Genomic DNA, 23,782 nt, shown 5'->3' with positions numbered 1-23,782 from the left:
TTTCTATTTATAGGACGTTGTTTTTTATAAGACGTTGCTTAGTTACAAAACGTTACTTCGTTAACACAAGTTCCTGGATATCACCATAATTCTCGTAGCTCGAAGTAATTACTTTGTCTCCGGGTTTCAAGCCCCTGGTTACTTCATAGAAATCAGGGTTTTGCCTGTTCAATTGTATGTCTACTTTATAAGCCGTTTTGCCATCGTCGCTTACTTTAAATATCCAGTTACCACCAGTTTGCTGATAGAAACCGCCTTTAGGAAGTAACAGAGCCGGTGCTTCATCACTAAATGCAAGGCGTACCTGCAAAGTCTGTCCTTTTCTCAGGCCTGGAGGTATTTCACCCACAAATAGCATATCTACCTTAAATTGTCCATTTAAAACTTGCGTAAAAACCTTCTTTACAATAAGTTTGTAGTTTTTATCATCGGTTGGATAATAAGCTGTAAGGCCAGGTATAACTCTCGCTATATAATGCTCATCCACAAGGGCCTGTACTTTTAGTCCTGAAAAACCATCGATCTGAGCAAGGTGTTCGCCTTTATTTTTGTTCTGACCTACTTCTGCATCCAGTGATGTTAATTGTCCGTCTATAGGTGCTTTTACAGTCAAATCAGCCACCTCCTTACGCATCAACTGCAAACTACTCTTCATTTGACGATATTGCTCTTTTGCCTGGGCATCTTGTTCTCTTAAAAGGATGGTATCTTGTCTCAATATTTCTCTCGCAAGATTCTTTTTCTTTAATTGGTAGTTGTATGTATTTTCAGCTTGCTGATATTCCTGTAATCCTATAGCCTTTTGATTATATAGTTTTTTATCCAAAGTATATACACGTTCAGCTTCTCTATAGGCACTTTCCGCGTCGGCCATCGTCTGCAACTTATTTACTGTATTTTGTGCCGCGTTGTTCTGTGATATTTGCATCTGCGTTTGTTGCCCGTAAACACTATTTTCAGAATTGGCCAAACTTAATTCCACATCCGTGTTGGATAATTTTAAGATCGGATCGCCTTTTTTCAGTTTGGCTCCGTCTTCAACATATCTTTCCTGCACTGTACCGCCTTGTACTGCATCCAGATAAATAGTGATCTGTGGTAACACTACGCCATTTACTGGAATAAACTCCTGAAAAGGTCCCTTCTTTATTTCGCTGATAGTAATACGGTCAATAGGTGCATTATACTTGCTTTTACCTGCTGTGCCGTAAATGGCTAATACAATCAGCGCTACCAGTGCCATAATGCCCGCAATAGTTAGTATACGTTTTCTGTTCCAGGTACTTTTTTCAATTTTTCTGTCCACGGTTATAAATTATATTTTGTTATTGGTTATAAAAAGACATGCCACAAATTAAATTGCTGTTTTCCAGTATATTAATATCAAAATACCAAATCAAAGCGTACGCTTCTGTTACAGCAAGTGTTCGGTTATGATACACTGAGTTTTGATTATTAAGGGTAATGATTCATAGTTAATAGTTCATAGTTAATCATTTATAGCGGATATAATAGGTACATCAGAATTTAGCACAGAAATTGTATTCACCATTCATAGATGATTAGCATACAACTTACAGCTATAAGCTATTTTTTTATTACTAATTTAGGGCTTTTTACTATTAACCATAAACTATTGGCCACAAACAAATAGAATACTATGATACTAAAAAAGGCAACTGTATTAGTTGTGGATGATGACATTGACGTATTAACCGCGGTTAAACTTCTACTCAAAACCGAAACTCAGGAAGTGATCACGGAGAAAAATCCTGAAAACCTGAATTGGCTATTACAGCGTAATCAGGTTGACCTTGTTTTGCTGGATATGAACTTTAACAGTGCAATTAATACAGGCAATGAGGGTTTGTACTGGTTGAGGAAAATAAAGGAATGGAAACCGAATGTTTGTGTGATCATGATCACTGCTTATGGGGATATTGATTTGGCTGTGCGGTCTTTAAAAGAAGGCGCAAATGATTTTGTGGTAAAACCCTGGCATAATGAGAAATTGATCGCTACTATCAGGGAATTACTTGATAAACAGGAAGGTAGTAAACCTGCAAAGGCAACTGTAAAATCCGTTGGGAATACATCCATATTAGGTGATTCGGAAGTGATGCAGGATATATTTCATAAGGTAAATAAGATTGCCCCTACTGACGCCAATATTTTGATCCTGGGCGAGAATGGAACTGGTAAGGATCTTATGGCCAAGGCTATTCACGAACGTTCATTACGTGCAGATAAACCGTTTATAAAAGTGGATGTGGGCGCTCTAACTGATACTTTATTTGAAAGTGAATTATTTGGTCATAAAAAAGGTGCATTTACGGATGCACGTGAAGATCGCACAGGCCGCTTTGAAGATGCTGAAGGTGGCACTTTGTTTTTAGATGAAATTGGCAATATCAGCCTGCAACAACAAGCTAAATTACTAACCATATTACAAAACAGGCAGGTTACACGCCTGGGTACTAACAAAGCAGTTGATATTGATATCAGGCTAATATGTGCTACAAACTTACCATTGTATGAGTTGGCGAATGAGAATCGTTTCCGTAAGGATCTGATTTATCGTATTAACACAGTGGAGATCAATATGCCCCCGCTTCGTAAACGAAACGAGGACATTGTAATACTAGCGAGGCATTTTGCCAAACTATACGCTGGCAAATATTTGAAACCGGCAGTTGATTTTGATGCCAACGCTTTACAAAAATTAAAACAATACAATTTTCCTGGCAATGTACGCGAGTTGCAGTATACTATTGAAAGGGCGGTTATTATGGCTGATGACCATACATTGAGAGCTGACGACCTGATATTTTCTATACTTGAAACACCCGGTGAAAGCGAGACAGATGCAGACAATGTACCATTGAGCACACTCGAAAAAAATGCTATCCTGAGAGTGATCGAAAAAAACAATGGCAATATTACACGAGCCGCAAAAGAGCTTGGATTAACACGTACCGCCTTATACCGCAGACTGAGCAAATATGATATTTAAACGTTACGAATGGCGGCTTTTGCTGCGTGTGCTGATACTTTTTATTACATTGACAGGTACAGCAATTATTGCAGTGCAGGGCCTTTACCTGTATATGGTAATCGCTTGTCCACTATTGGTTTACGAACTGATAGATATGATCCGTTTTCAGAAAAAGGCGCAGGATGAAGTAAGCCAATTTGTTGAATCAATACATTACCGGGATTTCTCCCGTCATTTTGATGTGCGCAGGGCACCTAACGAGCTCAAACCACTTCGTAAAGGTTTTAACGAGATCAACACAACCTTTAAGCTAATCAGCAGGGAACGGGAAACACAATATCATTACCTGCAAAAGATATTGGAACTGGTGGATACCGGTATCCTGTCATATGAGATCGATACAGGAGAAACGGGTTGGATAAATGAAGCCTTTAAAAGGATCATCGGCATCCCATATCTTAAAACTATTTCCTCCTTAGAAAAACGTGAGGAAGCATTATACAAGGAGATCATTGAAATAAAGCCGGGCGAAAGCAAGATAATAGCTATCACCCGAAACCAGCAACAGTTCAAAATACTCATTACCGCCAGTGTGCTGCGAAGTGAAGATAAAGTATATAAACTGGTGGCATTCCAAAATGTAAGCGAGGCATTGGATGAAACTGAATCAAGAGCCTGGCAAAAACTATTGAGTGTAATGACACACGAGATCATGAACTCAGTGGCCCCTATCTCGTCATTAGCTGACACGTTAAAAAACCGCCTGCAAGCTCCTGAAATAGCTAATAGCCCGGTCAGCAGTCAATTGGAAGATTTAGAATTGGGTATAGATACCATTAAAAGACGCAGTGAGGGATTATTAAAATTTACCGAGAGCTACCGTAACCTGAATAAGATCACGAAGCTTGATCTGAAAAAAATAATGGTACGTGACCTTTTCGAAAACTTAAATAGCTTGATGCAGCCTTCTTTGGAGAAAAAGCACATAGAACTGGAGATCGTGTTACGCGACCCTGCCCTGGCAATTGAAGCAGATATTAATCTTTTAGAGCAGGTGATGATAAATTTACTGGTAAATGCTATTGAGGCCGTAAAAGATAAAGAGGACCCTCGTATTACACTATCGGCTGAAGTACAACCTAATAACCGTACTGTGGTGAGAGTTGCAGATAACGGATCAGGCATACCAACAGAATTACTTGATAAAATATTTATTCCATTCTTTAGTACTCGTAAAACGGGTAGTGGGATCGGGCTTAGCTTGTGCAAACAGATTATGCTGTTGCACAAAGGCAATATCCAGGTGCAATCTGCTGAAGGCAAGGGATCGGCGTTTTTACTGCAGTTTGTGGGGTGATATAGGTGTAGTGCGATTACGATATCGGCCACTTGAAATACACGTTGCACACATACGATAGCATGGGTAATGTTTTCCCCGAGTCATCGTGATTTATTACCAGAATATTTTTATTTCTATATCTTTAAGCATGAAATGGCGATTATTAATTTACCCTGCTTTTATTCTAATATGTTATTTGGCATTCCATTATCTCGATGACTATAATAAAAAATATGCTGGTTGCGATTTATATAAAGAGGTTTATGAACAACAAATAAGCTTTAAAGTCACAAAAAAAATTATCGATCAGAGTAATCATAATATGCCTGTATTTATCTATGTTGATAATAATAATAAGGCAGGCAGGATAGCATTCACAGACGAATTAATGGATATTTATGATTCGGCAGAAATAAGTGATTCGGTAATAAAGCAAAAAAATGCACTTTCGTATAAAATCATATCTGGTAAAACTGGCGAAGTAAAATCAGCATGGCTATATTCCCTTTGTAAAGACTCGCTGAAATATAAACATTAGCATTAGAGCCACTACACAACACTCCGGCCCTGAATAACATGTAGGTAGTTCTATTCTGTTACACTAAAAAAGCTTTTTACAATCCCGTGTTTCGACCTCAAAATGATAATTCCTATTATTGAATTTTCATTTCCAAATGCAAACCAAAAACATCCTCGCTATTTCCGGCAGCCTTCGCTTGAGTTCATCCAATCATGCGATACTACAGGCATTGGGTGATAGCTTACGACTTTCTTAAATCATAAAAGCACAAATCAACCAGGTTTCATCAAAAAAATGGATATACTCTACCACAAGCTATTCTTGTACACCTGTATCATACATAAGAGCTTAAATAACTCTGTAATAAGTAATTATATCCAGAATAATTAGATTTATTGAATTCCATTTTCTACATTTATTTAATAAACCAATTATTAAACCCTAAAATCTAAATTATCATGAACTCAACAGTTGAATTAATTTTCACAGTCGTGGGCGCAGCCCTAGTGCTATTAACCGTTTACGGAGCAATAAAATTAGATAGAAAGCTCTTTCTATCCGGACTTTGCTTCTTCAGCATTCTGCCTCTTTTTGGTGAAAGCATGGGCTATAATGCCGACAAAGCACCAATACATGTACTTGTGATTTTTGTATTTGTTATCCAGTTTATACTGGCTCTTCCGAATAAAATTGTTTACGGACCAGACAATTTAGCTGCAACTAAATTAGCCACAAAAATCGCATTAGCCCTTCTTGTTATTAATGCTGTAGGAGCAGTATTCATTTTTTGTTTAAATGCAGGAGTTGCCGTTCAATTTGGGTATTTTCATGTTGTTTTTTCAGTTGCCATAGTTTATCTGCTTATTAAGAGAAGCAGCACCAATGCCTGGCTTAAATGAGTAAATCTCACTGCTTCCAATACCCCTCACCCCCCAACAAAAAAGCTGTTTCACAAGGAACAGCTTTTTTGTTGCCACAGCGTTACAGTCAGTCTCATGCAATAATCAATTAAGTAGTATCAGCTTATTTTGACTATTCCCTATTATTGAATTTTCATTTCCAAATGCAAACCAAAAACATCCTCGCCATATCCGGAAGTCTGCGTTTAGGTTCATCTAATCATGCCATATTGCGTGCATTAGGCCAAATGATGCCACCAAATATCAATTATAACATTTACAATGGCATAAGCGAGATACCAGCATTCGATCCAGGATTAGATAATGATACTCCGCCAGTTGCAGTAACTTCATTCCGTAAACAATTAGCCGAAGCCGACGGCATTATCATTTGCACTCCCGAGTATGCCTATGGTGTCCCTGGAGCTTTGAAAAATGCTTTGGATTGGACAGTTTCCAGCGCATCCTTCTCAGGTAAACCTACCGCCCACATCACTGCATCAACCGGCGGTGAAAATGCTCACGAAGCGATGATAAAAATACTAGGCGCTATCGATGCCAAACTTACACCAGAGACTACATTGTTGATACAATTTGTCCGATCGAAGATGGATGCCAGTGGTAATGTGACAGTCCATATACAGCTCAAAGACTTAAAACTTTGATCAAAGCTTTTATCAATTCACTATAAAAAATCAATCAACTCAATCCAACTTAATCAACTCATTCAACTAAATCCATCCTGCCAATTTGACAATATCCCAACTTTGGAACAAGCATTGATGAATGGGCATGGATAAAGTACATTCATTTCTAAACAATTATAGATTATGCAAGAAAAAGGAACAATCTCGATACACACCGAGAATATTTTCCCGATCATTAAAAAGTTTTTATACTCAGACCATGAGATATTTTTGCGCGAGCTGGTTTCTAACGCTGTTGATGCTACGCAAAAAATCAAACGTCTGAGCTCATTAGGCCAATACAAAGGCGAACTGGGTGACCTTCGCGTTGAAGTAGCCTTTGACGAAAAAAAGAAAACAATTACCATTTCTGACAACGGACTTGGTATGACAGCAGAGGAGATCAAAAAATATATCAATCAGATTGCTTTCTCGGGTGCTACCGAATTTATGGATAAGTTTAAAGAAGCCAAGGATGCCAATGAGATCATCGGTCGTTTTGGTTTGGGCTTCTACTCTGCCTTTATGGTGGCCGATAGAGTAGAAATTGAAAGCTTATCTTACCAGGAAGGCGCTGAACCTGCCCACTGGGAATGCGACGGCAGTACCGAATTTGAACTGAGTGATGGCAATTTGACTGAACGTGGTACCGAGATCACCCTGCATATTAATAAAGATTCTGAAGAGTTTTTAAGCAAATATAAATTACAAGAAATACTGGATAAATATTGCCGCTTTTTACCTGTACCTATTATCTTCGGAACAAAAACCGAAGACGAACCTGATGGCGAAGATGAAGAAGGCAAACCAAAATACAAGTCGGTTGAAGTTCCTAATGTTATCAATGATACCAATCCTATCTGGACAAAATCGCCAAATGATTTGAAAGATGAGGATTACCTGGAATTCTATAAACAATTATATCCTTTCTCAGAAGAGCCGCTTTTCTGGATACATCTTAATGTGGATTATCCGTTTAACCTGACTGGTGTTTTATACTTCCCTAAAGTTAAAAACGACTTCGATTTTCAACGTAACAAGATCAAATTATATTCGCGTCAGGTATTTATTACCGACGAAGTAAAAGATATCGTACCTGAATTTTTGATGTTGCTGCATGGGGTGATCGATTCACCGGATATTCCATTGAACGTATCGCGTAGTTTTTTACAGGCTGATAGCAGTGTAAAGAAAATCAATACGTATATCACCAAAAAAGTAGCTGATAAACTATCCGAACTTTTCAAAGCCGACCGCAAAGCTTACGAAGAAAAATGGCCCGACATTGGCCTGTTTGTAAAGTATGGCATGGTAAGCGAAGAGAAATTTTATGACAAAGCAAAAGATTTCGCACTGTTAACCAACACTGCCAAACAAAACTTTACATTGGAAGAATACAAGGAAAAAGTAGCACCTGAGCAAACAGATAAAGATGGACAAGTGGTTTATATTTACACCAATGATCCTGAAAAACAGGATGCTTTTATCCAATCAGCCAATAAAAAAGGTTATGATGTATTGTTGATGAACTCTCCTATAGATAGCCACTTTGTCAGCAGTTTAGAGCAAAAACTCGAAAAAACATCGCTTAAACGTGTGGACTCCGATGTGGCTGATAAGCTGATTAAGAAAGAAGATGCGCCTGCTCACATTTTGACTGAGGATGAATCAATAAAAGTGAAAACCATTTTTGATAAGGCAATTAATCGCCCTGCCTTTAAGGTGGAGCTGGAAAGCCTCAATCCTGAAGAATTACCTGTCACTGTAACCATGGATGAGTTTATGCGCCGTATGAAAGAAATGGCTGCTATGGGTGGCGGTATGGGTTTTTATGGCAGCATGCCTGATAATTATAAAGTGGTTATTAATGCCAATCACAAGTTGATCACCCGTATATTACAGGACGAAAATGAGCAGGAACAAACACAAGTGGCCCGTCAGGCTTTTGATCTTGCGTTGCTTTCACAAGGTTTACTGACCGGTGCTGATTTGACAGAATTTGTTAACCGCAGCGTTAATTTAATTTAAAAAATAAATTTTAAAAAGATTAAGGCTCTGATGTTTCAGGGCCTTTTTTATTAAAGATACTTTAATTAACTTTATCTTATTCTTCCCTAATTCTAAACCAACTCTTTCATATGAAAACACTAAAAATCATTCTGGCTTTTTTATTAATTGCAGGCACAGGGTTAAGCGTTGCTATTGCACAATCATCAAGCAAGGATAAAAAAGCGGCAAAAGTTGCTGCTATAAAAAAAAATGTTGAGTCGAAGCATTACACCTTTCTGGCTAATTATGTATTGCCACAAAGAGGTGGCGGTAAACAGCTAACCTCAGAATATGACCTGCGCGTAACTCCTGATAGTGTTATATCATTTTTACCCTATTTTGGCCGGGCTTATTTTGATGTACCTTATGGAGGTGGTGATGGTGGCCTAAAATTTACTTCTACCAAGTTTACCTATGAGGTTAAAGAAAAGAAGAAAGGCGGTTGGGAAATCACTATTATACCATCAGATGTAAAGAACCTGAGTCGGTTGTCATTAAGTATTTCTTCGGATGGCTATGCTTCCTTATCAGTTAACAGCGCTAACCGGGATTTTATAACTTTTGATGGATATTTGAAGTAAAAAATAGTCTGAACCATGATTTATAGGATTTAGGGATTTTCATGATTCCTGTTACTTGTCTATAAAAATCAAGTTAATTTTTTAATCGTGTAAATCATGGTTCAGACAATAACCCTGCGTTGTCTTTCAATCCTACGCCTGATAACTTTCTCTTAAAAGCTTCCTGTACCAGGTAAAATATCTTTTTTGAGGCTGATCTGAAGCTCAAACCATGCGCTCTGATGTTAGAAATGCAATTACGCGATTCGTCTGTTAATCCTGTTTGCGGATTAAATGTAATGTAAGCACCTACACTATCAGCCGAACTTAATCCGGGTCTTTCACCTATCAGGATAAGTGACAATTTAGCTTTAAGGTGCATACCGATATCATCGGCAACTGCCACCCTTCCCTGTTTTACCAGACATACAGGAGCGAACTTTAGTTCGGCAGACTGTAATTGGGGGATCAATATTTTTAATAACGCTATAGCATTACTATTGACCGCATTTGCAGAAAGGCCATCAGCAATTATTATAGCTATATCATAATTATCATAGCCACCTAAAGTTTCCACGGACTCTTCATTCAACTGCCTGCCCAGATCTGGTCGTTGTAAATACTGCTCGCGGTAAGCCGCCTGGCTATGCAATTGTAAAACCGGCAATTCAAATTGTTTTAGCTCTTCGGATAATTTATCAGTGTCGAGTTCAGAATACACAGCATCCCTTGCATGAGCATGTGCCAATTTAAATGCCAATGATTGCTTTAAAGGAATACTTGCTCCTGTCCGGCCTATTCCTATCCGTGCAGCAGTAAACTCCTTTAAGTACGCAAAAGGGTCATTCTCATTAATGTGTCCGGGCTTTATTTTGTCCATAAATTCTTCATCCCCATTAATAACTTAAAATCATTTTGCGCTTTAAGCATCCCATACTTATCTGTTATTCCTTGTTTAATAAGCCATTGCTCAAATTCTGGTGCCGGCCTTAATCCAAGCACCTTTCTGATATACAAAGCATCATGAAACGAAGTTGATTGATAATTGAGCATGATATCATCTGATCCGGGTACTCCCATAATAAAACTGCATCCTGCCACGCCAAGTAATGTCAGTAGGTTATCCATATCATCCTGGTCAGCTTCGGCATGATTGGTATAGCACACGTCAACACCCATTGGCAGCCCCATTAGCTTTCCGCAAAAATGATCTTCTAAAGCTGCACGTATTATTTGCTTGCCGTCATATAAATATTCAGGTCCGATAAAGCCTACAACCGTATTTACCAACAACGGGTTATATTTTCGGGCAACTGCATAAGCCCTGGCCTCAACAGTCTGCTGATCCACTCCCTCATGTGCATTGGCAGATAGCTCACTGCCTTGCCCGGTCTCAAAGTACATCACGTTATTGCCGACAGTTCCTCTTTTCAGCGATAAGGTCGCATCGTAGGCTTCATCTAATAAACTCAGGCTGATACCGAAACTGGAGTTACTCCGTTCTGTACCACCTATAGATTGAAAACACAGGTCGACGGGTGCACCTTGCCCGATGAGTTCCAATGTAGTAGTAACATGACAAAGCACACAACTTTGGGTAGGTATATTAAATTGCTGTCGCATTGTATCCATCAATAACAGTAAGTTATTGACATCAGTCGGGCTATCAGTAGCCGGGTTAATACCGATCACCGCATCACCGCTACCATACAGCAAGCCATCGATCATGCTGGCTGCTATCCCCCTGGGATCATCAGTTGGATGATTAGGTTGGAGCCGGGTCGAAAAATGCCCTTTCAGTCCTATCGTATTTCTAAATTTAGTTACTACCTCGCACTTTTTTGCTACTGCGATCAGATCCTGGTTGCGCATTAATTTGGATACTGCTGCAACCATTTCGGGAGTGATACCAGGCGCTATCTTTTTTAGCGTTGAAGCGTTGGTCTCATCCTTTAGCAACCAATCCCGAAATTCACCAACAGTTAAACTATTTATTAAACTAAAAGCATTATCGTCATGATTATCAATAATTAATCTTGTAATTTCATCTTTCTCATAAGGTATAATAGCTTCATTCAAAAAAGTCTTAAGAGGTATATCTGCAAGTGTTATTTGTGCGGCGACCCGTTCCTCATAACTTTCGGCATTTAAGCCAGCCAGTACATCACCCGAACGATGAGGTGAAGCTTTGGCAAGCAATGTTTTCAGATCTTTGAACCTATAGGTTTTTCTGCCGATGGTGTGATGGTATGACATAGCTTATTCTGATTCAATCATTACGGCAGCTTTTTCTAATAACACATCATCAGTGATCCGTACTTTATGTTTGCCCATCAGCATGAATATTAAAATAGCAGTAGCAAGGCCTCCAAAGAAATAAACGCTAAGGGCCCAGTTATAATAAATAATGGCAAATAGACATATACTCGATAATATCAAGGCTATAGCCGGGAAATATGGATAAAAAGGTGATGCAAACGGACGTTCCAAATCAGGCTCCTTTTTCCGCAATACAAACAGACTGATCATGCTTATCATATACATTAACACTGCGCCCATTACTGAGATCAATATAATCTGAGCGGTAGTACCGGTATAAAGAGCTATAAAACTCACTACACCACCAGCGATAATGGCCCAATGAGGCGTTTTAAATTTATGATTTACACCAGACAGGAAACGTGGCAGATAGCTACTACGCGCCATAGCAAACACCTGCCGCGATGAAGCTAGTATGGTGCCGTGAAATGATGCTATCAACCCAAATAAACCAATGCTGGCAAATATTTTAGTTAGATTGTTTGATTTACCTAATACAATGCCAATGGCCTCAGGCAAGGGATAATCCAGGTTGCTTAGTTTGCGCCAATCGGTGATTCCACCTGTCAGTATCATTACTCCCAGTGCCAAAAACATCAAAGTACCAAGTCCGTATAAGTAGCCTTTGGGAATATTCTTTTTAGGTTCTTTCACCTCTTCGGCTATCATCGCCACACCTTCAATAGCGAGGTAAAACCAAACGGCAAAAGGTAGAGCAGCGAATACTCCTCCCCAACCAAATGGCATAGGGTGACTTAAATAATTACTCATTTTAAAATGCGGAGAAATGATTCCCATAAAAAGTAATAGCTCGGCTACAGCCAAAATGGTAATAAACACCGAAAAGGTTGCCGATTCTTTCACTCCCCAGATATTGATCAGCATAAATACCAGGTTGAATGCAACAGCCGATTGAAGAACAGGTACTGCTGGGTATAAAAAATGCAGGTAACTGCCCAGCGCAAAAGCAATAGCCGGTGTAGCAAACAGAAAATCAACAAGCGTAGCATAACCGGCTATCAGTCCGGCGATTGGACCCATTGCACGATAGGCATAAGCAAATGCGCCACCTGCGTGTGGTATAGCTGTCGTTAGTTCGGTATAGCTGAAAATAAAGGTAATATACATTACCGTGATCACTAATGTAGCTATAAGAAATCCGATAGTGCCAGAAACACCCCAGCCTAAATTCCAGCCAAAATACTCACCAGATATCACCAACCCTACAGCAATAGCCCATAAGTGAATGGGTTTTAATACTTTTTTTAATTGCTCTGGTTGAGAATCAGACATTTTTAATAGCGCTTAAATTTATTGCCGCTTTAAGATACTTAAAGCGCTTGTTAAATCAAAATAAGCAAGATTATCAAATTGTTAAGACGTTTGTGTACAATAGAACAGGAAACATTTTTAGTATATTTTTGTTGGAACAATATCTACAAACAGACAACATATGCTAAATATAGATATACCTTCGAACGGAGCATCCGGGCTTACCTTCAATCAGCTCGAAAAATATAATATACCTGCTCCGCCCAATGGGTTCAGCTCAGAAATAAACAATAATGTAATAATACACTTTGACGATGAACAGCAAGCCATAGACTATGCACACGATTTAGACGAATATTCTAATTCTATTGAGTCTGAATCGCAGGAATTCAATATCATTGCTGATATTATAAAAGCTGTAGGCGATGATGAATTTGTGCAGGCTTATATTCAAAGTTAGTTTGAAGTATTAAACTTCTAGTTATTAAACTTCAACAATTACTCCGGCATAAGTCAACCCACCGCCAAAGCCTAACAATAATATTTTATTCCCAGGCTTTATTTTTCCGGCTTTAGATGCCAGATCCCATGAAAGAGGAATTGATGCAGATGAAGTATTGCCAAATTGCTCAATACTGGTTAACATTTTATCCATCGGATAATTTAGCTCCGAAGCAACCGCTTCAATAATCCTTAAGTTGGCACTATGAAGTATCACCCAATCTAATTGCTCCAATTCCAAATGATTAATGGATAGTAATTCCCTTACTTTTTGACTCATCGTTTGTACCGCCCATTTGAATACCACCTTGCCATTTTGATGGATCTTGCCATTAGGGTCAATTTGCTCACCGTTAACTACAGAAGCATGTTGCGAGAGATATAGATCTTTACCATGACTGCCATCCGAGCCGGTGACACCACTAAATATTTTTAATTTTTCTGAAGCTTCTACCAGGGCCACACCTGCCCCATCACCAAACAATATACACGAAGTACGATCTGTATAGTCTGTGAATTTGGACAAAGTCTCGGCGCCTAAAACCAGTACTTTTTTATGTGTACCTGCTGCAATTAACCCTTTGGCCAATATCAAGCCATAAACAAAACCGGCGCAAGCAGCCATAATATCAAGGCATCCTGTATTTGGCAATTTAAAATAGTTCTGCACCTGGCTGGCCATGCTGGGCATTACCTGGTCGGCAGTTGTGGTACCTACCAAAATGAAATCAACACCGTCTACAGTGATACCCGGGTTCTCAGCTAAAAGGTTTTGTACCGCTTTAACACACATATCACTGGTGTATTCATCCGGTTCCGAAAATCGTCGTTCTTTAATACCGGTTCGTGATATGATCCATTCGTTATTCGTTTCTATTTTATCGGCAAACCAATCATTAGGTATAATTTTAGAGGGGGCGTATACGCCAATGGCGGTAATTTTAGAGTTCATTATCTGGTTTATAATATCTACAAGAATACAATTTAGTAAATATACTTATGTGAATGGAATGATTTATTTAAAAGAATATTTTTTATAAATTATCCTTTTCGCATAAATTACAATAAACAGTTGGCAATCAAACCCGTCCATCCGGTTTGATGTGACGCACCCACTCCCCGGCCGCTATCGCCATCAAAATATTCATGAAAAAGTATATAGTCTTTAAATTCAGGATCAAATTGTATTTTATCATAGTGACCAAACACCGCACGTTTGCCGTTTTCGTCACGCAAAAATATTTTCAGCAGTCTGTAATATAGATTGTCAGCCACTTCCTTCAGATTCATAAAATTGCCTGAGTTGGTAGGGCATTCCACTTTATAATCATCACCATAATACTGATGAAAACGGTGCAGACTATCAATGATCAGATAATTGATCGGTATCCATATCGGTCCACGCCAGTTGCTGTTACCGCCAAACAATCCGCTATCACTCTCGGCAGGTAAATATTTAACGCTGAACTCGTGCCCGTCGACTTGTACACGATAAGGGTTATTCAAATGATACTTAGATACCGAACGAATGCCGTATTCGCTTAAAAACTCGTTTTCATCCAGCATATAGCGTAATAGCGATTTCATACGGTATCCTCTCAGCAAACTCAGCAAGTGTTTACCTTGAGCGTTTTTCTCATTCCATCTTGAAACCAGTGAGGCCAGGTCGGGACGGTTGTCAGCGAACCATTTCATCCTGGTTTTAAATATTGGACTATCGGTTATATCACTGTCATCCAGCACTTCAGTTGCAAATAAGGGAATCAGACCAACAATGCTTCTGATCTTCATTTTCTGTACACTGTTGTCTGGCGAACGCAGCTGATCATAAAAAAAACCATCTTCGTCATCCCATAAACCTTCATTATTCTGGCCCAGGTTTGACATCGCTCCTACTATATAAATAAAATGCTCAAAGAATTTGGATGCAATATCTGCATAAGCCACATTAGCCACGGTCAGTTCTGATGCGATCCGCAATAAATTAAGCGAATACATCGCCATCCAGCTGGTGCCATCTGCTTGCTCTAAATATTGACCGTTCGGCAATCTTGCGTTCCTGTCAAATACTCCAATATTATCCAAGCCTAAAAACCCGCCTTCAAAAATATTATTGCCCTGTGCGTCCTTCCGGTTTACCCACCAGGTAAAATTGAGCATCAGTTTATGAAATATACGTTCCAAAAACTTCCTGTCGCCATTTCCACCATTTGCTTCTTTATCCTGTTTATACAGAGTCCAGGTCACCATGGCCAGTACAGGTGGATTAGCATCTCCAAAATCCCATTCATAGGCAGGCAATTGCCCGTTTGGATGCATGTACCAATCCCGGATTAACAATAATAGTTGCCGTTTGGCAAATGCCATATCTACATTGGCCAAAGGCAGACAGTGAAAAGCCAGATCCCATGATGCAAACCATGGATATTCCCATTTATCAGGCATAGATATAATGGCCCGGGTATTTAGATGTTCCCATTTGTTATTACGTCCATTCAATCTTTCAGCAGGAGGCTTCGGCCCGACCGGATCACCATGAAGCCAGTTATGAATATCGTAATGATAGTATTGTTTACTCCATAACATGCCTGCGAAAGCCTGGCGTTGTATCATTCCGTGATCCGTATCGCTGGAGTGTTGTTGCAGGTTATTATAAAATTCGTCAGCTTCGGTCTTGCGGTCTTTAAATATCTTATCAAAATCATCAAAGGTATTTTTGGCATCTTGCGTTAACCTAAGACGAAGGGTAACGCTTTGCTTTGCAGCAACTTTAATATCGTAGTTTACAGCTGCCTTTGTACCTTTCTTTTTTGCATTGACAGTATTTACCCCATGTATCAGGTGGTCATTAATACCATCTTTAAAAAACTCTTTGCCGATGTTAGCGTTGTATAAGCGATTAGTATTGGTCTCATTGTTACAAAATAAAAACTCCGGTTTACCTTCAGTCTTTAACCAATATTGCCCCAAATCCTTATGATAAACATCCATCACCCCAGGCGAATCTTCGGCAAGGCATGGTTGATAATCATCATATCCCCAATCCCAGGTATTGCGAAACCAGATCGTAGGCAGAATATTCAAAGCAGCATCTTCATCACCCCTATTATGAACAGTTATTTTTATAAATATCTCTCCAGGTACACTTTTGGCATACTCGGTAAATACATCAAAGTATTTATCCTGGTCAAATATGCCTGTATCTATTAGTTCAAACTCCGGGTCATCCCTGGTTCTTCTTTTATTTTCATCAACCAGCCATTTGTAAGGATATTCCTGCTGCGGATATTTGTACAGCATTTTCATGTACGAATGCGTGGGTGTACTATCCAGGTAATAATATAGCTCCTTTACATCTTCGCCATGGTTACCTTCAGGATTACTTAAGCCAAAATAACGCTCCTTGATTATCGGGTCTTTTTTATTCCACAAAGCTATAGAGAAGCACACCAATTGCAGCTCATCACATATACCGGCAATACCTTCCTCATTCCATCGGTAAGCTTTACTGCGTGCCATGTCATGAGTAATATAATTCCAGGCATCTCCGTTTGCACTGTAATCTTCCCGAACGGTTCCCCATTGACGATCGCTTACATACGGTCCCCATTTTTTCCAATCATCATCCTGCAACCTGGTTTGTTCTGCATTCATATTTTTAGTTGATTATGTTGAATAAGTTGATTTAGTTAATGGCTGATTAAATAAATACATTCTGTAACTTATTCAACTTAATTAACCTAATCTAACTCAATCAACTTCCATTAAAAAATCACGCCCATACATTCCTTAGGAAGCGCAGCCAATTCCCGTGCATCATGTTTTCCATATCAGCTTCGGTATACCCGCGTTTTTTTAATAAGGCAGGAATTTTTTGCAGATCAGCAATTGTTTCCAGATCATACGGACATTGTTCACGGCCAAATGCGCCATCAAGATCAGTCCCCATACCCACATGTAAAGCATTACCGGCTATCTGGCAAATATGATCGATATGATCTATCATTACCTCCAGGTTGCAATTCATTACTTTTGGAGTCGAAACGCCCCTCACCCAATCCGGCACCATCATCCAGGCATCCAAGGCTGCTCCTATTACAGCATCTCTGTTTACCAATTCTCTTATCATCTCGTCACTAAATTGACGGTTATGATCCACCAACGCCCTGCAATTATTATGACTTGCCCATATATGACCGTTAAAATTATCCAGCGCCTGCCAAAAAGCATCATCGCATAAATGCGTTGCATCCAGTATGATACCGAGTCGTTCTATTTCTTTCAGTAATGCCAGTCCTTCTTTGCCCATTTCCCCGGTTGAATCCGTTCCATTGGCATATCTGCCGGGGCCGTAATGCGCCGGACCGATCGCTCTCAAACCATGCTTATAAGCGCGTTCCAAATGTTTCAAACTAATAATGGAATCAGCACCCTCTAAACTTAAAATATACCCGATTGGCCTGTACTGATTAGGCTGACCGTATTTCCATAGCTCAATATGTCTTTCAAGACTCAACAGATCGTTTACCTGCACCATTTCACCATCTTCCTCCATGGCTTTGTACCAAGCCAGTTGACCCTGCGTTTGTGCCCAGGCTTGTTCTGGCGAATGCCAGCCGGGTAAATGATTATCCGGAGCAACGTACCTGCCGATCTGCGTAGCCACTACCAACCCTATATTTCCTTTACGCAATTCAGGAAGTGATACTGTACCATTTCTCCGATCGGGTTTATCAGTCAGGTTTTTTTCACGTTCATTAATCTCTGAAACTGGTCGGCGCAGATCGCGGTTCCATTCCAGGGCATTCATACTCAGATCGAGGTGGGCATCTATGGTAAACATTGGCTTGATTGCTTGAATTATTGAATAGTTTGAGTGAGCTGAAAGTTTACAAATTAACTTGATCCAACGCAATCAACTTACTCAACTTTAAATATTTATTTTCCGGTCTCGGGCTATATTTCTCCACTCTCCGCTTATCTTATAATCTTCAATGGTAATTGCCCGCTCATACAAAGCAATAGTCGGACAAACATGGTATGGCAGGCCGTAAAATACATCACCTACTTTATAATGATGATCCTTGCCCGCATCCACCACCAAATGCTCTTCACTTTGACCGATGAAGACCAATTCCGGTGCATTCAAAAAATAGATTCGCTTGTTCAATTCATTTTCTGCGGATATTGATTTATGGCCTGCATCCAGGCATAATTTAGTCTCATCAGGCAAGGATATTACTCTTGATACTACTAATGCAGCTGTTAAAAAGGGCTGTTCGGCACAGGTCAAGCTATATCCCCTGTCCCAGTATATAAATGTACCGGGACTGCATTCTACCACCTTCCTTTTCAAATGAATTGGAAAAGTGGGTGAACCTCCTGCAATAATTATAGGTTCAGGATAGCCTTTTTCTTTAATACTTTGCTGTAATTTTTTTACGGGCTCAAAAGACTCATTGCACCTTTTTGTTCGCACTGCCAAATCTGCATCATGGATATGTCCGTCGTAAGCATGTAAGCCTATCAATTTTATTCCCGGTAATGCATTGCAATCGATGTATAATTGCAGAGCTTCTAAGCCCGGCGTTATACCGGTACGGTTCATACCTACATTCAGATCGAGGTAAACATTGATCTTTAAATGATTTTTTAACGCTGTATCTGAAATGCTCTGCGCGGAAATGCTATTATCAACCAGGCAAGAAAATTTGGTTGCGGGATAAATTTTGTTCAGTTCGATAAACCGTTCAAGCTTGGGGCCAACAGGCTGATAAGCCAATAATACATCAGGTGCATTAGCCATACCCAGCATTTCGGCTTCGGCTATTGTTGCACATTTGAATTTGGTGATACCTGCATCCAGCATCAATAAAGCAGCTTCTTTGCTTTTATGCGTTTTAACATGCGGCCTCAAACGCGACACATCATCGATCATTCTCTTAAGGATATTAATATTTTCCCTTACCCTTTGGGGATAGATCACCAATCCAGGGGTATCTAATTTTTCGATGTCTTTTATAATATACCAGTTCCCTTGAGTCATCAGTAATGAGTTTTAAGTGGTGAGTATAAAATACTATTCACCTTTTCTGATTTTTTCTATTAATGCAATCAGCATTTTACGAACTTCTGTATTTTGTTTATTTAGAGTTTCAAATGAATCATCATTTAAGTATTTGAGTTCTTTACTGACTAAAATACAGTTTTCCACTTCATTAGTTGATCCTAATGCCATTTGAAGAAAATGCACAAAATCATTTTTAGTAAACCGTCCGCAGCCTTCTGCTATATTATTTGATATAGACAACACCGCCCTTTTAAGTTGGCTGATTAACACATATTTTTCTTCTGACGGGAAGGTAGAAACAATTTGATATGTTACAGTTATTAGCTTTATCGCTTTTTGCCAAACCACTAACTTTTTAAAATCCTGCATTAAAATATTACTTATAACTTATTGTTCTGACATTTTAAAATGTAAATAAGAGACAGGCTCTTAGAACTCAAAACTTAATACTCAAAACTCAGTACTATAATTAAACTAACTCAAACAAAGCTTCTATCTCCACTGGTATATTATCTGGCAAAGAACCCATTCCTACCGCACTTCGTACACCAATACCATTGTCCTCGCCCCATACTTTGGCAAACAGTTCACTACAGCCGTTAATGATAAAAGGATGATTTTCAAAATCGGGCGTGCAATTTACCATACCCAATACCTTGATCACACGTTTTACCTTATCCAGGCTTCCCAAATTAGTTTTTATGGTGGATAATATCGCCAGACCAACCTGACGGGCAGCCAGCTTCCCTTCATCAGCATTCATGTCCTGACCTATACGACCGATTATCAGGCTTTTATCATCCTTTACTGTACCGTGACCTGAAACATACAGATATTTTCCGTCGATTAAAAAAGGTTTATAAACACCCAGAGGCTGAGGTGCTGGAGGCAGATTAAGTCCCAGCGCTGCAAAATTTTGTTCAGCTGTATTCATAGTATAAAACTATAAAGTATTAATGATATGCAGAATTTAATATTCAAATTGTGACGCTGAATCAACCTAATATTTACATAATAGATAGAACGTTAGTTCATAAAAAAAGCCGGGGATCTCAACTCCCGGCTTTCAACTAAACAATCAGTAAATACGTGTTCAACTAAAATTTTATTGTAAGTCCTATGTTAACCACGTAATCAGCAAAAGCTGCATCTCCGTGGGTATAAACTCCTGTTATTTCTGTGGTTCTGATATCAGGAACACTTTGTGTACGGTCGCGAATGATAGCGATCGGCACAAATGCATATATGGCTATATTTTTAACTCGATAAGTTACTCCTGGTTCAACGGATAAAATATAACCTGGCCTTCTGAAACCATCGCTCTGCCCGAAAAGGTCACGCACTGGCAGGCAGTCATCACGGAAGCCGGCCGAAAAATCAAAATGATTAACAGCTAAACTGGCACCTACTCTGATCAGCATCTGATCAGGCACGCTTTGGATATCGCCGGTTGCTGCTATGGTGGTGGGGCTGGCCGGCGTTGCAGAACGTGGCGTTCCGTTTACGTCTCTTGGGTTTGCCAGGTAAAAGAAATTACCATAAAATCCAAATTTATGCGATAGGTTATAATAAGCATTTACTTCGGCGCTTACACCTGTTCCACCATCACCCAGTTGTATCGACTGATCCAATGGGCCAAGAGCTTTAGTTCCATCAGCCTGTAAAAAATAATCCTGTAAGTTATATGCGCCTGTCGCAAATTTTGCACCCAAGCCAACCTGTATATTCCCATCATGCACTTTTGCGGGATTAAGTAGCCAATAATACCCGGTAACACGTATATCACCTAATCCAAATGAATGAGTACTAAATCTTGTCCCGCCTTTTGATACCTGCGAACGGCTGTTATCAGCAAAAGGAATGTCAATAGCTACTGACCAGCGATCATTAAATATCCTGGTAAATCCGAAATCCTGGGTAAAAACTTTATTGATAACGTTATTTTGTAATTCCGTACGCTGAAATTGCTCTTGTTTGCCTACAAAGTGCCTGAAAGACTTATAATAACGGCTGTTACTGTTAAACAACCATGCCCCGTGTTTAATTGAACTGTCGGGGTGTTCATCCATTGTGCATACACCACCGGTACTGCGGATAGCAACGCATCCTTGCGCAAAAACGTTAGTATGATTTAATAAAAGAAAAAAACAAGTGATAAGATTTAATTTATAAAGTAGTTTCATAATTTGTTTTGGTTGAAAATTGTTGTAATTAGGTTGTTTGTAAAGAATTTCGTTTTAAAATTGATACCTGTGGCAATATGAACCACAGAGCCAGAATGGTTCCGTAGCTTCCGCCACGCTCTATCCATTCGAACGCTTCCCAGTGAGGGTAAAATAGTTCGGTTCCCATTTTCCAAACCAGTAATGCGATCAGTACAGAACGTATAGGGCGGATAAGAACGCTTGATGCTGCGAGTATTTCAAATATGCCAGCAATGTGCGCTACCTGTGCCGGGTTTGAAAAACCAATAGATGCATATTGATCTAATAGCCCTTTCTTTTCTACCAGGTTCAGCCAGCTATGACCGGTTAATAAAAGAAATACTATTATTCGTAAACAGGTAGTAGCTGCAGCCAATGTTTTCTCATTGATGAGGGTATCCGGGTTAATACCAGCTACCCATGCTTTGATCTTTTTACCGGCAAAGCCAGATAATATCAGTAAGGTTAACGGCGCACCATAATTTCCGGCACGTTCAATAACTTCGGCAAAGTGCTCACCGGATAATGGACGGCATAAAGCAGTGATGAAGCCCCATACAGCAAGCCATAATAAGATCGCCCTGGTGGGATAAAATATTAAGGATATCCCCATCAGAATATCCAGTATACCTACTATTGGCATAAGGTGATAACCCATGTTGTGACTTATGCCAAACACGGCAAAATAATTGAGCCATATTTTCTTGGTAATAATCCCAAAAGCTCCATGCCCTATAAAGCACATGGCTGCTGCAAAACGAAGTGTATAATGTATCTTTTTATCTAATACTAACATTCTGCTTATTCTATTTAGTCAATTTCAGTTTTTGCCAGATGAATTCACCTACTTTGTTGCCTTGTTCGGCTCCCATCAGTGAACTGTTTTTGTAATGGATACCGCCATAGAACCTGCTCATCGCCGTTTCCTGTGCAGCTTTGTTGAACGAGTCAAAATGCCTTTGCAGACCGATGTAATGCAGGTCGCTGGTATCCTGGAATTTATAGTTGTCACCAAACACATGGGTCAGCACGGTAGCCGAGGCTGCACTGATCGTGCTGTGCCCTGCCGTATATTCCGGGAAGGGCGGGGTCTGCAGCAGCGGCAGCCAGTCATGATCTATCTTCTCATTGATCACCGATACAGGCCTTTCGTAGCTGTAATTGTATTTCACCTGCCAGCAGGTGATGAACGATTCAAACAGGGCAACCGAGGTCAGTGCATAAGCCTGGGCTGTCTTTATCGCACCGGCATGGCTTTGCTTGCAGGCAATGGCCGTGATACCCATCCAGTGTCCGCCCGGAGTGATCTTCTTGTCGGCAAACATCATGTGGCCGTTATGCACCACCACAAAAGGGTTATCATCCCAGTAAGTGGCGATCGTCTTTTGTTCTGCGCTCAGCGATTTGTTTTGCTGGTATACTTCCATCGCCTGTTTAAAAAAGGCGCTGTTCTTGTCCTCACTGTAAGCGGGTGGCGGTGGTGGCGGGAACTGGGAGGCCGAATCGATCAGCAAAGGGTGCATCTGTCCCCAGCAGAACTCTACCCCATCCATATAGTCGGGCGGTGTAGGGCGCCATTTGCCCGGGTCGCCGCTGCCCAAATATTTGGGTTTGCCGCGGCTCTGCGGGTAATAGTCCATATTAGCCCTTTTCAGGATCATCTTGCCGATCTTTTCGCCAAAGTCCATTGAGCGGGTATAGGTCTCCTCGTCCAGCTGATCCTTAAAGCGGGCATATACGCCGTCTTCATACTTTTTCAGCGTATCCACCGAAAAAGTCACCTTATGGGCTACCGTAAAGAAGGCTTTGGTGGCTGCCAGTGTATAATTATACTGCTTCCCTTTCTCCGGTTCGGGCGGGTTGCCGAAGCCTTTTAACTGAGCGGTGATCGAGTTGTATTTCGGGTCGGCATAGCGGATGGCTTCATAGGCTGCCAGCGAGGTATAGCCATAGATCCTGGAGGCTACCGGCGGGGTGAACACATCATATATGATCACGTTCGTTAACTGGTCTTCATTCTCATGCAGTACTGCGGCATCGTCCGGCGGTGTTGAGGACTTGTGACTGCAGGAGGATGTCAGAAATGCTAAAAAAAGAATTATAGATATTTTAAAAAACTTCATCTTGATTGTCCGTGTGTATTAAGTTACTGAACCTGCTCAGTATGATCATAATCTTAATTATATAAATAATATGAATGGCTTGAAGGATTTGACCGGCGTTATTTCGTTGCAATAATTTTTATAGCCACAAAACAACAAGATTAGAGTAGACGCGCTGCTTATAACTACATTGTAAGATTTAATGGAACTAAAGCATGTTATGATATCATTAATAAATGAACACACATTCATACAATTTTTCCATG

Annotated in this window: 21 protein-coding genes; 8 read left to right on the top strand and 13 right to left on the bottom strand. The window is 39.9% G+C overall.

Annotated features, from left to right (window positions below; translation table 11 throughout):
* Positions 1–52 precede the first annotated feature (52 nt).
* Entirely contained in the window at positions 53–1,306 is a 1,254-nt protein-coding gene (locus ACPPVU_RS13925; protein WP_426667119.1) for an efflux RND transporter periplasmic adaptor subunit, read from the bottom strand.
* Positions 1,307–1,660: 354 nt separating this feature from the next.
* Here ACPPVU_RS13925 and ACPPVU_RS13920 point away from each other — a divergent pair, with 354 nt between their 5' ends.
* The 7 genes from ACPPVU_RS13920 (at position 1,661) to ACPPVU_RS13890 (ending at position 9,069) form a co-directional block, all read left to right on the top strand.
* A complete protein-coding gene (locus ACPPVU_RS13920; protein ID WP_426667118.1) occupies positions 1,661–3,013 on the top strand; it encodes a sigma-54-dependent transcriptional regulator in 1,353 nt (450 codons plus the stop codon).
* Positions 3,003–4,352, top strand: a complete 1,350-nt coding sequence (locus ACPPVU_RS13915; RefSeq protein WP_426667117.1) for a sensor histidine kinase — start codon at positions 3,003–3,005, stop codon at positions 4,350–4,352. Before ACPPVU_RS13920 ends, ACPPVU_RS13915 begins: the two co-directional genes overlap by 11 nt.
* Before the next feature lie 130 nt (positions 4,353–4,482).
* On the top strand, positions 4,483–4,872 hold the full coding sequence (locus ACPPVU_RS13910; protein ID WP_426667116.1) for a hypothetical protein: 390 nt from the start codon (positions 4,483–4,485) through the stop codon (positions 4,870–4,872).
* A gap of 440 nt (positions 4,873–5,312) precedes the next feature.
* Positions 5,313–5,753: a hypothetical protein gene (locus ACPPVU_RS13905; protein WP_426667115.1), complete on the top strand. Its 441-nt coding sequence runs from the start codon at positions 5,313–5,315 to the stop codon at positions 5,751–5,753.
* A gap of 164 nt (positions 5,754–5,917) precedes the next feature.
* Positions 5,918–6,418, top strand: coding sequence for an NADPH-dependent FMN reductase (locus ACPPVU_RS13900; RefSeq protein WP_426667114.1), 501 nt, complete (start codon positions 5,918–5,920; stop codon positions 6,416–6,418).
* Positions 6,419–6,583: 165 nt separating this feature from the next.
* Positions 6,584–8,467 (top strand): molecular chaperone HtpG, encoded by a 1,884-nt coding sequence (htpG, locus tag ACPPVU_RS13895; RefSeq protein ID WP_426667113.1) that lies wholly within the window; start codon positions 6,584–6,586, stop codon positions 8,465–8,467.
* 110 nt (positions 8,468–8,577) lie between these two features.
* Positions 8,578–9,069 carry a DUF4251 domain-containing protein gene (locus ACPPVU_RS13890; RefSeq protein ID WP_426667112.1) on the top strand — a complete coding sequence of 164 codons (492 nt, stop codon included), beginning with the start codon at positions 8,578–8,580 and terminating at the stop codon, positions 9,067–9,069.
* Positions 9,070–9,163: 94 nt separating this feature from the next.
* Here ACPPVU_RS13890 and eutC read toward each other — a convergent pair whose 3' ends face one another.
* The 3 genes from eutC to eat are packed head-to-tail and all read right to left on the bottom strand — an operon-like array spanning position 9,164 to position 12,660.
* Positions 9,164–9,928 (bottom strand): ethanolamine ammonia-lyase subunit EutC, encoded by a 765-nt coding sequence (gene eutC, locus ACPPVU_RS13885; protein WP_426667111.1) that lies wholly within the window; start codon positions 9,926–9,928, stop codon positions 9,164–9,166.
* On the bottom strand, positions 9,916–11,304 hold the full coding sequence (locus tag ACPPVU_RS13880; RefSeq protein ID WP_426667110.1) for an ethanolamine ammonia-lyase subunit EutB: 1,389 nt from the start codon (positions 11,302–11,304) through the stop codon (positions 9,916–9,918). Before ACPPVU_RS13880 ends, eutC begins: the two co-directional genes overlap by 13 nt.
* A 3-nt stretch (positions 11,305–11,307) precedes the next feature.
* Positions 11,308–12,660, bottom strand: coding sequence for an ethanolamine permease (eat, locus tag ACPPVU_RS13875; protein ID WP_426667109.1), 1,353 nt, complete (start codon positions 12,658–12,660; stop codon positions 11,308–11,310).
* Positions 12,661–12,820: 160 nt separating this feature from the next.
* Between eat and ACPPVU_RS13870 the strand changes: the two genes are divergently transcribed.
* Complete coding sequence (locus ACPPVU_RS13870; RefSeq protein ID WP_426667108.1) at positions 12,821–13,099, top strand: hypothetical protein; 279 nt, start codon at positions 12,821–12,823, stop codon at positions 13,097–13,099.
* Positions 13,100–13,123: 24 nt separating this feature from the next.
* On the opposite strand, the gene ACPPVU_RS13865 is transcribed toward ACPPVU_RS13870, so the two are convergent.
* From ACPPVU_RS13865 to ACPPVU_RS13825, 9 genes are all read right to left on the bottom strand, one after another.
* A complete protein-coding gene (locus ACPPVU_RS13865; protein ID WP_426667107.1) occupies positions 13,124–14,092 on the bottom strand; it encodes a ketoacyl-ACP synthase III in 969 nt (322 codons plus the stop codon).
* A gap of 107 nt (positions 14,093–14,199) precedes the next feature.
* Positions 14,200–16,794, bottom strand: coding sequence for an MGH1-like glycoside hydrolase domain-containing protein (locus ACPPVU_RS13860; protein ID WP_426667106.1), 2,595 nt, complete (start codon positions 16,792–16,794; stop codon positions 14,200–14,202).
* 118 nt (positions 16,795–16,912) lie between these two features.
* Positions 16,913–17,983: a dipeptidase gene (locus tag ACPPVU_RS13855; RefSeq protein ID WP_426667105.1), complete on the bottom strand. Its 1,071-nt coding sequence runs from the start codon at positions 17,981–17,983 to the stop codon at positions 16,913–16,915.
* Positions 17,984–18,070: 87 nt separating this feature from the next.
* A complete protein-coding gene (locus ACPPVU_RS13850) occupies positions 18,071–19,186 on the bottom strand; it encodes a D-TA family PLP-dependent enzyme (protein ID WP_426667104.1) in 1,116 nt (371 codons plus the stop codon).
* Positions 19,187–19,219: 33 nt separating this feature from the next.
* Positions 19,220–19,579, bottom strand: a complete 360-nt coding sequence (locus tag ACPPVU_RS13845; RefSeq protein WP_426667103.1) for a four helix bundle protein — start codon at positions 19,577–19,579, stop codon at positions 19,220–19,222.
* A 100-nt stretch (positions 19,580–19,679) separates the two neighbouring features.
* Positions 19,680–20,144 carry a RidA family protein gene (locus ACPPVU_RS13840; RefSeq protein WP_426667102.1) on the bottom strand — a complete coding sequence of 155 codons (465 nt, stop codon included), beginning with the start codon at positions 20,142–20,144 and terminating at the stop codon, positions 19,680–19,682.
* A 163-nt stretch (positions 20,145–20,307) separates the two neighbouring features.
* Positions 20,308–21,393 (bottom strand): hypothetical protein, encoded by a 1,086-nt coding sequence (locus ACPPVU_RS13835; RefSeq protein ID WP_426667101.1) that lies wholly within the window; start codon positions 21,391–21,393, stop codon positions 20,308–20,310.
* A 28-nt stretch (positions 21,394–21,421) separates the two neighbouring features.
* Entirely contained in the window at positions 21,422–22,210 is a 789-nt protein-coding gene (locus tag ACPPVU_RS13830; protein ID WP_426667100.1) for a hypothetical protein, read from the bottom strand.
* A 10-nt stretch (positions 22,211–22,220) separates the two neighbouring features.
* Positions 22,221–23,537: a vanadium-dependent haloperoxidase gene (locus tag ACPPVU_RS13825; protein ID WP_426667099.1), complete on the bottom strand. Its 1,317-nt coding sequence runs from the start codon at positions 23,535–23,537 to the stop codon at positions 22,221–22,223.
* Positions 23,538–23,782: the final 245 nt, after the last annotated feature.

Source organism: Mucilaginibacter sp. McL0603, from assembly GCF_049992945.1.
In the GTDB taxonomy this organism is placed as follows: Bacteria; Bacteroidota; Bacteroidia; order Sphingobacteriales; family Sphingobacteriaceae; genus Mucilaginibacter.
This window is presented reverse-complemented; position numbering and strand designations above follow the sequence as displayed.